The sequence below is a fragment of the Saccharothrix mutabilis subsp. mutabilis genome, from assembly GCF_039521145.1.
Lineage (GTDB): Bacteria > Actinomycetota > Actinomycetes > Mycobacteriales > Pseudonocardiaceae > Actinosynnema > Actinosynnema mutabilis.
Genome location: NZ_BAAABU010000001.1, coordinates 688,416 through 702,101 on the forward strand (window position 1 = coordinate 688,416; position 13,686 = coordinate 702,101).

A 13,686-nucleotide genomic window follows, 5' to 3' on the forward strand; every position below is an offset into this window, starting at 1 on the left:
GAGGACCCCATGACCACGCAGACCACCCTCACCGACCTCGTCCGCCGCTGGGAACGGGGCTGGCGCGAGTGCCGCGGCTGGGCGACCCCCGAGGAGGCGCGCGGCGGTCTGCACTCCGTCCAGGACCAGGCCACCCGCTACCGCGAGATCATCGCACTCCACGACGACGACGCCACGGTCCGCACCCTGGCCGAGGAAGCCGCCGCCGCGACGCGGACGACCTGGGTCACGGTCGCCACCACCCGGCCCGAAGAGGTCGAACACGCCCTCCACGCCGCCGGCATGCGGCCCCGCGCCACCCACGAGTACCTGATGACCCGCGCCCTGGCCGACCACCCGACCCGCACCCCCGCCGAGCCCTACCGCGTCACCACCACCGCGACCGGCGCTCTGCTCAAAGCCGAGGTCCGCCACGGCGACGCTCTCGCGGCCGGCGGCCAGGCCTCGGTGGTCGACGGTCACGCCGTTCCCGACCGCATCGAGACCCAGCCCGACCACCGCCGCCGGGGCCTGGGCACGGTCGTCATGGGCGCCCTGATCACCGAGGCGGCGTCGCACGGCGCCCACACCGGCATCCTCGTGGCCAGCCCGGAAGGCCGGTCCCTCTACACCTCACTCGGCTGGAGCTTGGCGGCCACGGTCGTGATCGCCACCCAGGGCTGACAGCAGCGCCCGCGCCTCCGCCCGGCACAGCTCACTCCACAACGCGAGGTCCCGCGCCGCCCGCCGCCGAACGTGGCGGGCGACCGACCCGTCCACCGCCACCGCCCGGACCGCCGCCACCGCCTTCTCCCGCCACCGCGGCCACAGGTCCACCACGCCTTCGGCACACCGCACCCGAGCCACCGCCGCCACGGCGGGGTTCGACGCCATCGCGGCCAACCCGACCGCGGCCTCCACGGGTTCCAGCTGCCCGATGCCCCACAGGACCCGTCGGCGCAGCAACGGGTTCGGCGTGCCGAGGAAACCGCGCAACAACACCATCGCCTCCCGACGACACGCCGGAGCCACCTCCAGCAGCCCGCGCGCGCCCCAGATCCGCGCACCGACCGGGAACTCCTCCCCGGTCGCCATCGCCCGCAACACCGCCACGGCCTGCTCCCGACCCGGCGCGCCGAGCCCGGCGAGGTCCAGCGCGACGCTGTGCCGCAGCCCGACCTTCTCGCCCGGATCGGTGGCGATCCCGTGCAGCACCGAGAACGCCGCCGCCCGGTCGGCCACGTCGTAGGGCGTCAGCCGGCGCGCCGCGTTCCGGCGGACGCCGGACGGGATGGCCGCGTCGTCGCGCAGCGCCCGCACCGGGTCGAGGCCGTCGACCTTCCGCAACGCCCAGCGCAGGCGCAGCCGCGCCAGGTCGGGCGCCTCCGCCGCCAGTTCCCGGATCGCCCCGACGGTGGACCGCGGCAGGTCCCGCCTGGTCTTCGCGACCACGAGCGCGGCCCAGGCCCGGTCGCGGAGGGGCAGCGAGCCGTCGACGAGTTCGCGCTCCGCCTCCGCCACGACGTGCCGCCACTGCGCGGCCCCCAGTTCGACCAAGGCGGTGCGGGCCCCGCGCGAGCGCAGCGCCGCCAGCCGGCGCGACGCCTCGGGCACGAACCGGCCGGACAACCGCGCCAGGGCGGTCGCGGCGGCCACCTCCTCCTCGACGGAGGTCTCCGGCCCGGCGAGCACGTCCCGGACCTCTGCCTCGGTCTCGGCGGCCAACGGCAGGTCGTCCCACACGTCCCGCCGGGGCACGCGAACCTCCAGCGGCACCGCCCGGTCGGTGAGCAGGTCGCGCTCGACCTCCGTCCGGTGGGACCGGCTCAGCAGGGACACCAGCCGCCGCGACCGACACCGGACCGGCGGGTGCGCGAGCAGTTCGCCGGCGAGCCGTTCGACCTCGACCTCCTCGGTCACCATGAGGTCGCGCAGCCGCTGGACGCACAGGGCGCGGTCGGTCGCGGCCACCGACCGGTCGGCGGCGCACGACCGCAGCAGAGCCAGCGCGGCGGGCACGTGCTCGGCCGCGAAGTGCGCCACCGCTTGGGCGACGAAGGTGCGGTCGTCCACCGGTTCCCGACCGTCCGCGGCCACCGCGGCGAAGAACGCCGGCACGGTCTCCGCCACGGCCGCGTCCCGGCCGGCGAGCAGCAGGAGCGCGGTGCACCGCTCGGAGACCCCCAGGTGTTCGTCCTCCGCGATGCGCCGCACCTCGTCCAGCGCCCCCTCCTCGGCACCGAGGTCGTGCAGCAGCGCGGCGGCCACCACCCGCACCCAGCGCGGCGTGTCGGCGTTCCGGTACAGGGCCCGCAGCCCGGTCGTGACGTCGGCACCCGTGCCGGCCAGCTCCGCCGCCCTCCGCTGGAACGCCCTGGGATGGTTCTCGTCGTCCTCGGGTTCGAGCACGGCGGCGGCCAACGCGTCGGCCTCCTCGGGCACGCGCCGCGCCAACGCCACCGCCGCCTCGAACCGGGTGTGGAGAACCGCGGAACCGTCCGCGAGCACCGCGCGCAGGGCGGGCACGACCTCCGGCCGGGAGCCGAAGCCCAGCACGTCGAGCGCGGTCACCAGCCGCACCGCCGAGTCACTGGTGACCGCACGCGGCAACAGCTCGCACAACGCGTCCGCCACCCGCGCCCGCGACTCCACCCCGAGGTCGACCAGGAGGCGAGCGAGGTAGGGCAGGTCGAACGGGATGTCGGCGACGGAACGAACCAGCGCGCACACGAGATCCACCGCCGCGCGGTGGTGGCACCGCCCCAGTTGGAGCAATTCGCCGATCGCTCCCAGCCGGCTGTTGAAGTCCAGGGTGCCGTCCGCCAGGACGTCGAGCAGGAGGGCGGCGACCCGGTCGCGCTCCTCGTCCGACGACGGCAGGGCCGTGAGGTGGGTGAGCACGGCGGCCAGGCGGCCGGACCGCCGGCGCGCGGCCTCCTCGACCACGGACAGCGCTTCGGCCCGCAGCTCGGCGTCCAGGTCGACCAGCGCCGCCCACGCCTGCGCGACGGTCCCGGCGTCCGACTCCGTTCCGGTGACCGACCGCAGGCACTCCCGGACCTCGTCGTGGAACTCCGGCCCCGACCGCACGAGCCGCTCGGCCACCAGGCACCGGTCCTCGCCGGACAGGCCGGGCGCGACGAGCCGTGAGCGCAGCTCCCGCAACGCCTCGGAGCGGTACGGCTCCGCGTGTTCGGTGAGCCGCCCCCACGCATTGATGCGGTCCGACTCGGTCATCTGCGCCTCGGTGGCCAGCCGCCGCAGCTCGCGGGCGGACTCGGCGACGTGCTCGGGGCCGAGGTCTTTGAGCGACTCCGCGCTCAACTGCGCGACGCTCACCGTCGTGGCCCCGTCGGCGATCACCTTCCGCAGCTCCACGGCCGCCCGCTCGCGCCACGGCACACCCAGGTCGCCCAGGCTCCGCGCGCAATTCCAGCGGTCGACCGAGGTGACGTCCGGTTCGGCGAGCATGGCGATCACCAGCTCCGCCGCCGGCGTGCGGTGTTGCGGCCCCAACTCGGCGCAGACCGCCGCCGCCCAGCTCCGGTGACCGTAGGTGCGGCGGCGGTCGCGGGCCAGCGCCACCAGGGCGGACGCGGCTTCGGCGCTGTGCCGGGAGCCCAGGGACGCCAGGCCCAACGCGGCGTCGCGGCGACCGGTCGCGCTGTCGACGGGGTCGGTCAGCACCGACCTGAACACGGCGGCGGCCCGCTCGTGGAACTCCGGGCCGATCTCGATCAGGCCCGTCGCCGCTTCGACCAGGTCGCCCGGCGGGGTGGTGCCGTCCTCGACCAGGCGGTTCAGGGCCTGCACCGCGTACGCCCGCGCCTCCCGGCCGAACGCCGCGAGGACCACGGCCGCCGTCCGGCACCGGTAACCGGACGCGCGCGGGTTCTCCAGGACCGCCCGCAGACCGCGTTCGGCGGCCTCCCGCTCGCCGCCACCGCAGTCCGCCAGGGCTTGCGCGGCGGCCAGGCGTTCGGCGACCGACGCGTCCGGGTCGTCCACGAGAGCGGTCAGGAACGCCACCGCCTCGCCCGTCCACGACCCGCGCAGGCGCGACGCCAGGGCCGACGCCGCCTCGGTGCGGGAGTCCAGCGGGGCGGCGGGGGTGCGCATCAGCCTGGTCAGCCAGTCGGCCAGGCCCGGGTGGTGGGTGGCTCGGCTCGCCTGGGCCAGGATCTCCGCGCCCGGGTGCAGGCTGGTCATCGCCCAGCCCCACACCGTCTCCAGGAACGCGTCCACCACCCCCGCGCTCGCGGGCACCCGTCTGGCCAGCAGGCGAGCGGCCAGGAGGTGGTGTTCGGCGTCGCCCGCGTGCAGGCGGGTGATCAGCGGGTCCGCTTCGGTGGGGCGCAGGTGGGTGTGGTGCAGCAGGACCGAGCGGGCGAAGTGGCCGCGTTCGCGGGGGCGGGCCGCGTAGAGGGTGTGGACGAACTCCGGGTGGTCCGGGGTGAACGTGACGGGCAGGGAGCGGGCGATCGAGGTGGCCGCCAGGTGTTCGGCGAAGCTGTGGTGGAGGAAGCGGAGATCACCTGTTCGGATGGTCAGAGGGCCGACCGAGACCAGGAAGGCGGTCAGGGCGTCCGGCCAGTCCGGCGGGAGGGACGCGACCGGCAGGTGGGTGTGGACCCAGTGCCGGGCGGCGTCGATCAGGGAGCCGTCGGTCTCCAGGCGGATGCGGCCCAGGTGTTCCAGCAACGGCTCCCGGTGCGGCTCGAACGGGCCGGTCGGGGTCCGCGCCGAGCGGAGGAAGGACAGGTAGGACTCGTAGAGCTCGTACTGGTTGTCCGGCAGCGGGCGGTCGGCGCGCTGTTCGAAGATGATCGCCGCGATGGTGGCCAGCAGGGGCACGCGGACCAGTTCGTCCAGGTGGGCCGCTTGGACCTGGCGGACGAACCGGTGGGCCAGGTCCGGGTCGGCGGCGAACCAGTTGCGGGCGAACGAGCGCAGCGCCTCCTCGTCGAACGGTTGCAGCTCGTAGCGCGCCGCCCCGATGCGGTGCAGCGGGGCCAGCGCCGCGCCCTCGACCGGTCGGGTGGTCAGCACCACTCGGTACGGCGCGTCGTCGGCCGCCCACGCCGCCAGGACCGTCACCAGGCGGTCGCGGTCGGCCGCGTCGGCGACCTCGTCCAGGGCGTCCACCAGCAGGAGCCACCGGTGGCCCGCCACGCGGTCGGCCAGCAGCTCGGGGGTCACCGGCGCGCGCAGCAGCGCCCCGTACTCCGCGTGCGCGCTGTCGGCGAGGGCCCGCGAGAACGGCAGGTCCAGGCGGGCGGCCAGCTCGCGGGCGGTCAGGCGCAGCGGCACGACCGGCTCGGTGACCGGGTTGTCGCCGGCCCCGCACCACCAGGCGGCCAGGTCGGCGGCCAGCCGCAGCGACAGCGTGGACTTGCCCTGGCCCGCGCCACCGGTCACCACGAGGTGCTCGTCGCCGTCGAGGGCCTCGCGCACGGTCCGCGCGGGCGGGCGCACGGCCACCCGAACGACCGGTGCGCGCGGCACCTCGACCAGTTGCCCGTGGCCGTCCACGATCGGGGTCGGGCGGGGGACCTCGGCGCGCGGTTCCTCGCCGCCCGCGCCGAGGTCCTGGCGCACGTACACGGTGGCCAGGGACGGTCGCCGCGCGCCCGGCAGCCGGTACGGCAGGTCGTGCGCCGCGCCGACCTGGGCGTGCAGCAACGACCGGACGGCGGCCGGCAGACCCGGCTCGGCCGGCAGGCCCCGTTTGGCCGGCAGACCCGGCTCGGCCGGCACACCCGGCTCGGCCGGCAGAACCGGCTCGGCCGGCGGGGCGGCGGCCACGTGGAAGTGGACGCCGCCCTCGATCACGCCCGCCTGGACGGTCGGGCCGTGCGCGCCGCCGGCGATGTGGTTGGCGATCTCCTGGTCCACGAACGCATGGTCCCACGCCGCCGGGCCGCAAAAGTGCGGCTCAGCGGTAGGGTTCCAGCAGTTCGTCCACAGTGGACAGCACGCCGTTGCGCACGACCATGCGGACGTCCGCCAGCGCCGCCACGTCCCGCGACGGGTCGCCGCCCACGACCACCAGGTCGGCCAGCTTGCCCTCCTCCACGCTGCCCAGGTCGGACGCCACACCCAGGTGGCGGGCGTTGTCCAGGGTCGCCGCCCGCAGCGCCTCGAACGGGGTCAGCCCGTACTCCACCAGCGCCCGCAGGTTCAGGTGCAGGCTCAGCGCGGTGCTGTCCAGGGGCGCGTCGGTGCCGGCCAGCACCACTCCCCCGGCCTCCCGCAGCCGCTTGACCACCTCCACGTCCCGCCGCGCCTGCTCGGCGGTGCCGTCGAGGAACCCGCACGGACCGCGTCCCTGCGCGCACAGCAGCTTGGCGTTGAGCGCCCGCTGCTCCTGACCGGTGTAGAGCGTGCGCACGCGCGGGTCGGTGACCATGCCCGGGTCGTCGGCCAGCAGCGAACCCGAGCTGAACAACGTGGTGGTGATCGGCAGGTGCGCGGCGAGCTTGCGCACGTCCTCGTACACCCCGCCGGCCGACCGCTCCCGCGCGAACCCGAAGCCCCACTTGGACGGCGCGGCCACGTGCTCCTTGCCGTCCACGCCGTGCGCGACCGCCGGGTGCAGGTAGTGGGAGGTGGTGGGGACGCCCAGCCGGTGCGCCCGCCCGGTGACCCGCGCCTGCCAGTCGACGCGGAACCGCTCGTAGGTCTTGACCAGGTCGTAGTCGAGTTCGCGCACGCGGGTCAGCTCCAGCTCCAGCTGCCGCTCGTCGCGCACGGGACGGGCGAACTCCCAGCCCACCCGCGAACCCTCCAGCATCTCGCCGGTCATGAAGAACCGCGGCCCGGTGCGGGCCCCGGCGTCCAGCGACTCCCGGTCCTCCAGCGCCCGGTACGCCGGGTCGCCGGTCGAACGGGTGGTGGTGATGCCGTAGGACAGCAGCAGCCGACCCTGCCGGTCGCCGACGAACCGCGACCGCATCTCCTGGTGGACGTGCAGGTCGATCAGCCCCGGCGTGACGGTGAGGCCGCTCGCGTCGACGTACCGGGCGTCGCGCGGCCGGTCGGGGCGGTGCGGTTCGATCCGCTGGATCCGGTTGCCCACCACGACGATGTCCACGTCGGTGCGCGGCTCGGGGTCGCGCCCGTCCCACAACCTCCCGGCGTGGATGACGGTCCGGTCGGACGGTTGCGCCCGCGTGAACGTCAACCCGACCGGCACCTCGCGCACCGCACCGTCCACAGTGGTCATCTTGAGTCGACCGTTGTTCAGGTACAGCAACCACTTCGAGTCCGCCGACCACGACGGGGCGTCGCTGGCCTCGTGGGTCACCCGCCGCGCCGGCCCGGTCGGTGCGCCGGACTGGTCCACCGGCAGCACCCACAGCGTGCCGTGCATGGAGAACGCCAGCGAACGGCCGTCCGGCGACCACACCGGCCCGTCGTCACCGCGCGTGGAGATCGACGCGTAGGGCGCGGGCTCGACCGTCCGCGTGGCACCGGAAGCGACGTCCACCAACAGGATCTGGTTGCGTTCGGCCACCGACACCGTGAGGGCGAGCGTGCGCCCGTCCGCCGACCAGCTCGGCCGCCCCGGCGCGTTCTGCGGCCCGAGGACCCGGCGCACCGCGCCGGAGGCCAGGTCGAGGGTGAAGGTCTGGTGGTTCTCGTCCTGGTAGGCCAGGGCCGTCCCGTCCGGCGACCACGCGGGCGCGACCTCCGCGCCGGGCAGCGAGGTGACCCGCCGCTCGCCCACGTACAGGTCCTGGGTGCCGGCCTTGTCCGAGGCGTAGGCCAGCCGCCCGTCGCGCGACCACGCCGGATCGGTCTCGTAGAAGGAGTCGTGCGTGAGCCGGCGCGGTGTGCCGCCGACCGGCAGCGACCACAGGTCGTTGAGCGCCTTGAACACCACGGTCCGGCCGTCCGGGGACAGGACGGGGCCGACGATCCCCCGCACCGGCCGGGGCCGCCGCGAGTCGAAGTCGGGCCGCTTGCGCGCGTAGCGGTCCCGCTGGAGGGTGAAGGTCGCCGTGAACGGGACCACCCGGGTCGCGCCGTCGCGCACGTCGGACACCCTGATCCGCCCGTTCGCCCCGTACACCACCTCGTCGGCCGACCACCACCGCGCGGGGAACGGGAAGACGTCGGTCAGCTCGCCCACCTGCCGCACCGCCCCGGACTCGGCCACGAACAGCCGGTTCGACCGGACGAACGCGATCCGCCGCCCGTCCGGCGACCACGACGGCGCGCCGACGAACCCGGCGCCCGCCGGGACCACGGTCGTCACCGCCGACGTGGTCAGGTCGATGCTCTCGACCGCGTTGTCCCGCACGTAGGCGATGCTGCGGCCGTCCGGCGACCACGTCGGCTGGGACTCGCGCGACGCGGCCGTGGTGACCCGCGTCAGAGCGCCGGAACGCACGTCCACCGACCAGATGTCCTCGGTGCCCGCGCGGTCGGAGGTGAACGCGATGCGCGTGCCGTCCGGTGACCACGCGGGGTGCTGGTCGTCGTGCTCGCCCGAGGTCACCTGCCGCACGTCGCCGCCGTCCGGGGCGAGCGTGCGCAGGTGGAACATGCCGTCCGCGAACGACTGGACGGCCAGCCGCGTGCCGTCCGGCGAGAACGCCGGCCAGAACGGGTCGAGGTCGTGCCCCAGCGAGGTCGCCCGGCCCCCGTCGCGCGGCAGCGAGAACAGCTCGCCCTGGAGGTCGACCACCAGGTGCGTGGCGGACGCGGTAACGGCGAGGTTCGTGCCCTCGCTCACCGTCACCCGGACGGGCCGGTCCGGCGTGGCGGCGACGGGCGGCGTCACCACCAGCGCGAGCGCCACCGCCGCACCGGCCACCCGGGTCACGGGTCCACCCCGAACGCCAGCAGGACGTTGCCGTGCGCGCTGGGGTAGGACGGCCAGTAGCCGGACTGGACGTAGAGCATCCCGCCCGCCACCACCGCGCCGCCGTTGCCGGAGATCGAACTGCCGTGCCCGGTCAGCCCGTTGACCCCGGCGAACTCGCGGATCGTGTCGTACTGCCAGCGGACCTCGCCGGTGCGGGAGTCGTAGACCCGCATCTTGCCGTCGTTGCTGCCCTCGTACAGCAGGCCGGGCGTCGTGGTGACCGCCGGGGTGTGGGCGCGTTGGCACACCGTCGGGTGCTGCGCCGCGCCGCCGGTCGTGCAGCCGTCCGCCGGGTTCGGCGTCTGCCACAGCACGTCGCCGTCGGCCGGGTCGAGCGCGAACACCGTGCCGGGGTTGGCCATGTAGGTGGCCATGTAGAGCCGGCGGCCGTCGAAACTGCTGCCCCACTGGATGCCGGTCAGCCCGCCGCCGGGCATCGGCGTGGACAGCTGCCGCCGCCATTCCACCTGCCCGGTGCGGGCGTCGAACACGTGGAAGACGCCGCTCTTCTGGCCGATGCCGACCATCGTGCGCCCTCCCGAGGTGAACAGGGTCGGTGTCGCGCCCAGGTCGTAGTCCAGCGCGGTGCCGTCCTTCTGGCCGGGGCAGTAGCCCTCGGCGTCGGGGAACCCGCACAGCAGCCGCCAGGTGTCGGCCTTGGTCACCTTCTGCTTCCACCGCACCGCGCCGCTGCGCGCGTCCAGCGCGAGCAGGGTGTCGAAGTCTCCCGTGGTGCCGGAGTACAGGTTGCCGGTGCCGACGTAGAGGGTGCCGGTGCGCTGGTCGACGACCGGCGAACTCCACACGCCCGCGCCGGACGGCTCGTAACGGGTCGCGCCGCTGGGCCACGTGCCGACGGCTTGAGGTTCGGGGACGGTGTAGTACCGCCACACCAGGTCCCCGGTGTCGGCGTCGAACGAGTCGACGTGACCGCGGAACGTGCAGCACGGGTAGTTCCGGTCGGGGTTGATGTTCTCGCCGCTGGACGCGCCGACGTACACGCGACCGTCGTGGTAGAGCGGGGAGCTGGTGTGCATGCCGGCTTCGTGCGGCTCGGTGTCCTTGAGCCACACCGGTTTCCCGGTCCGCTGGTCCAGGGCGTACAGGAAGCCCCGGTTGTCCCCGAAGAACACCTTGCCCCGCGCCACCGACGGCCCGTCGATGACCACGCCGCCGGGCAGGTCGTAGGTCCAGCGGGTCGCGCCGGTCTTCGCGTCCAGCGCGTGGAACTTCCCTTCCGGACCCCCGAAATACACCACACCGCCCACGACGGCGGGCTGGCTCTTCACCGGGAAACCCGTTTTGGGGTAGGCGAAAGCCCACTTGAGCTTCAGTTTGTCCACCGTGCGCGGGGTGATGCGGTGCTCGGCGGCGTTGAACCGCGTCCCCGCCTTGTCACCTTGCCACGTGGGCCAGTCGCCGTGGCGGGGCGCGGCCGTGGCGGACGTGCCGCCGAGCAGCAGGACCAGCACCGCGGCGGCGTAGAGGATTCGTTTGGGCACAGGACGTCCACTCCTCGTCAGTGGCGGCCTGTCACTCAAAGTACCGACACCGCAACGGTTCGTGGTGGTCCGAACACACCAATCCCAAACAAGACGGGTTGGCCGGGCCGGTCGCCGAGAGGGTCGGCGACAGCGAGGACGGCAGCGTGTTCTGAAAGGCCGAAAGGCCCTATGGCGTGCTACTCCCGGCGGGCGTGTCGCGGGCGGTCAGGGCGTAGGCGGTCAGGGCGCGGTCGGTCAGGGCGCGGTCACGCGGCGGAACAGCCGGTTGAGGTAGAGGAAGTCCGCGCCGTCGTGTTCGAGGTGGGCGAACTCCCGCCGGGCGCCGTTCAGGTCCACGACGAACCGGCCGCGGCCGATCGGCTGGACGGGCTTGCTCGGCTCGGTCACGCCCTCGCCGGCCACCTCCAGGTGGAAGCCGTGCTCGTCGCGGGTCAGCGTCAGGCGGGTCAGCAGCGTCTCGTAGACGCCCTCGAGACCGGTGAGGTCGGCGTCGGCGTCCACGCGCGGCTCCGGCGGGACCAGGCCGTGCTCGGCGGCGAACAGCGCGACCGCTTCCTCGGCCAGGCCGGAGCCGTCGGGCGAGTTGGTCAGCACGCACAGCGCCAGGCCGCGCTCGGGGAACGCCCACAGCTTCGCGGCCTGCCCGATGGTCCGGCCGCCGTGGTGGACGCACGCCACGCCCGCCCAGTCCGCCAGCGCCCAGCCCAACCCCCAGCCGATGTCCACTGTGGACACCGCGCGCAGGCTGACCTGCTCCTCGCGCATCCGCCGCGCCGCGCCGTCGCCCAGGTGGGCGGCGGTGAACCGCAGGAGGTCGCGGGCGGTGCCGGTGATCAACCCGGCCGGTCCCAGCGCGCGCGGCAGCATCCAGCGCTTCACCGGCGCGCCGTTCTCGTGGCCGACGGCGGTGCGGAACAGCGGGGCGTCCCGGACGCGGGTGATGACGTGGTCGAGGCCGAGCGGGTCGAGGAGGTGGTCCTTCAGGGCGTCGTCCCAGGACACCCCGCGCAGGACCTCCACGATCCGGCCCGCGACCACGAACCCGGAGTTGCAGTAGCTCAACGGGCCGCCGGGGCGGGTGACGGGCTCGACGGTGGCGAGGGCGTCGACGTAGCGCTCCAGGCAGTCGTCGTTGTCGCCGGTGTCGGTGAAGACGTCCCCGCCGATGCCGCTGGTGTGGGTGAGCAGGTGGCGGACGGTGATCGCGGCGGTGTGCTCGGGGTCGGCGATCCGGAAGGTCGGGAGGACGTCCACGACCGGGGTGTCCAGGGTGAGGCGGCCTTCGTCGACCAGTTGCAGGACCAAAGCCGTCGTCCAGACCTTGGTGATGGAGCCGTACTGGAACAGGGTGTCCTCGTCCACGGGGACGGCGGTGGCGCGGCTGGTGACGCCGGTGGTGAGGACGCTGATGCCGTCGGGGGTCAGGGTGCCGACCTGTGCGCCGGGGACGCCGTGGCGGGCGGCGAGGTCGTGGAGGTCGTCGGGGGTCATCGCTGGTTGTCGATCATCCAGACGCCGTTGACCTGCACGAGCGTGTAGACGTGGTAGTAGCTCTCGGTGCCGCCGTCGGTGCGGGTGTAGGTGATGTTCGCGGCGACCTCGTTCGGCCCTTGGAGGCTGACGTCCGTGAGCCGCACCGCGGCGATGCCCGCCCAGAAGCTCTGGTACTGCGCGAAGGACTGGCCGCCGTTCCAGGTGGTGCGGAACTTCTCGGTGAGGCGGTTCCAGCCGCCCTGGGTGTCGCCGGGGAGCAGGGCGTAGTAGTCGGCGAGGCCCTTGTCCGCGCCGCCGGCCGGGGGCTGGGGCGCGGCGGTCGTCGTGGTGGTCGGGGGTGCGGTGGTGGTCGGCTGGGCGGTGGTCGTCGGCTGCTGGTCCTCGGAGGTGGCCGGGGGCTGCTGCGGTTGGGGGCTGGGTTCGGCGGCGGTCGTGGTCGGGTTGGTCGGGTTGGCGGTCTGGTCGTCGGGGGTCCTGTCGCGGTTGACCAGGGCGATCACCAGGACCACGGCGAGCAGCACGGCGACGGCGGCGGCCAGGAGCACCACGGCGCGCTTGCGGTCGCGCTGCTCGGCCGGGTCCTCGTAGGGCTGCGTGACGGGCGGGATCGCAGCCGCCGGGGCCGCGGCGGGCGGTGCCGGCGAGCCGGCGGCTGGCGGCGTGGGCGGGTTGTGGGTGGCCGTGGGCGGGTTGGCAGCCGGTGTCGTGGGCGGGTTGCCCTTGTCCGGGGTCGGTGCGGCGGCGGGTGGCTCGACGGCAGTTGACTCGGGGGTTTTCTGCGGGGCGGCGTCCTCGGCGGCTGGCGCGCTCTCAGCGGACGTGTCGACCGGCGGCGGGTCGGCCGGTGGTGCGTCGGCCGGTGGTGCGTCGGCCGGGGTCTCCTTCGATGGTTCCGGGGCCGGCGGGACGATCACCTTGGTCGCCGGGGCGTGCGGCAGTGCCGCGGCCAGGACGGTGGCCGGGTCCGCCGACTCCTCGCTGAGCATCCGGACCGCCTCGGCCATCGTCGGCCGCGTCTCCGGGTCCGGGTCGAGCAGCCGCGTCAGGACCGGTTCCAGCGACCCGGCGTTGCGCGGCGGCGGGTACGTGCCCTCGGCCGCCTTGTGCAGCAGCAGGATGGGGTTGCCGTCCGTGCCGAACGGCGGTGCGCCCTCCAGCGCCGCGTACAGGGTCGCGCCGACGCCGAACACGTCGGCCGGGAACCCGATCTCCTCGCCGCGCGCGACCTCGGGGGCCAGGTAGGCGGGGGTGCCGACGAGCATGCCGGTCGCCGTGATCGTCCCCTCGCCCGCCACGCGGGAGGTGCCGAAGTCGGTGACCTTGACCGTGCCGAACTCGGTCACCAGGACGTTGCCGGGCTTGACGTCGCGGTGCACCACGCCGGAGGCGTGCGCCGCCGCCAAGCCGGACGCGAGCTGCGCGCCGATCCGCCGCACCTCGTCCGGCGGCAGGGTGCCGCGCTCGGCCAGGATCGCCGCGAGGCTGCGCGACGGCAGGTACTCCATCACCAGCCACGGCCGGTTGTCGTCCTCGACCACGTCGTAGAGCGCGATCACGTTGGCGTGCTGGAGCCGGGCGGCGATCCGGCCCTCGCGGACCGCGCGGCGCACCGAGTCGGAGTCGAAACCGTTGCGGGTCGCCAACTCCTTGAGCGCGACGATGCGTCGCAACCGGGTGTCCTCGGCGCGCCAGACCACGCCCATGCCACCCGCGCCGATCCGGTCCGTCAACCGGTACCGGCCCGCGACGGTCCGCTGCTCCACCACTTCCCCCATCCCCTCGGTGATCTCGTCCGCCCGATCCGGTGACCGTCGAACGTGTGTACCCGACCACGAT

6 protein-coding genes are annotated in these 13,686 nt (G+C 74.4%); 1 reads left to right on the forward strand and 5 read right to left on the reverse strand.

What is annotated here, in order from left to right; genetic code table 11:
• The first annotated feature begins 9 nt into the window (after nucleotides 1–9).
• Nucleotides 10–663, forward strand: coding sequence for a GNAT family N-acetyltransferase (locus ABD126_RS03135; protein ID WP_343932043.1), 654 nt, complete (start codon nucleotides 10–12; stop codon nucleotides 661–663).
• Here the strand turns inward: ABD126_RS03135 and ABD126_RS03140 are convergent.
• The 5 genes from ABD126_RS03140 to ABD126_RS03160 all read right to left on the reverse strand — a co-directional run bounded on the left by ABD126_RS03140 (nucleotide 613) and on the right by ABD126_RS03160 (nucleotide 13,625).
• A complete protein-coding gene (locus ABD126_RS03140; RefSeq protein WP_343932044.1) occupies nucleotides 613–5,874 on the reverse strand; it encodes an NACHT domain-containing protein in 5,262 nt (1,753 codons plus the stop codon). The two genes, ABD126_RS03135 and ABD126_RS03140, sit on opposite strands and share 51 nt — an antisense overlap.
• Nucleotides 5,875–5,914: 40 nt before the next feature.
• Nucleotides 5,915–8,809, reverse strand: coding sequence for an amidohydrolase family protein (locus ABD126_RS03145; RefSeq protein ID WP_343932045.1), 2,895 nt, complete (start codon nucleotides 8,807–8,809; stop codon nucleotides 5,915–5,917).
• Nucleotides 8,806–10,353 (reverse strand): outer membrane protein assembly factor BamB family protein, encoded by a 1,548-nt coding sequence (locus ABD126_RS03150; RefSeq protein ID WP_343932046.1) that lies wholly within the window; start codon nucleotides 10,351–10,353, stop codon nucleotides 8,806–8,808. The genes ABD126_RS03145 and ABD126_RS03150 overlap by 4 nt, the downstream gene beginning before the upstream one ends.
• A gap of 237 nt (nucleotides 10,354–10,590) precedes the next feature.
• On the reverse strand, nucleotides 10,591–11,847 hold the full coding sequence (locus tag ABD126_RS03155; protein ID WP_343932047.1) for a serine hydrolase domain-containing protein: 1,257 nt from the start codon (nucleotides 11,845–11,847) through the stop codon (nucleotides 10,591–10,593).
• Nucleotides 11,844–13,625 (reverse strand): serine/threonine-protein kinase, encoded by a 1,782-nt coding sequence (locus tag ABD126_RS03160; protein WP_343932048.1) that lies wholly within the window; start codon nucleotides 13,623–13,625, stop codon nucleotides 11,844–11,846. The genes ABD126_RS03155 and ABD126_RS03160 overlap by 4 nt, the downstream gene beginning before the upstream one ends.
• Nucleotides 13,626–13,686: the final 61 nt, after the last annotated feature.

Excerpts from the sequence above, each read along its gene's own strand:
- ABD126_RS03135 (WP_343932043.1), top strand. The coding sequence starts at position 10 with ATGACCACGCAGACCACCCTCACCGACCTCGTCCGCCGCTGGGAACGG.
- ABD126_RS03160 (WP_343932048.1), bottom strand. The coding sequence starts at position 13,625 with ATGGGGGAAGTGGTGGAGCAGCGGACCGTCGCGGGCCGGTACCGGTTG.
- ABD126_RS03155 (WP_343932047.1), bottom strand. The coding sequence starts at position 11,847 with ATGACCCCCGACGACCTCCACGACCTCGCCGCCCGCCACGGCGTCCCC.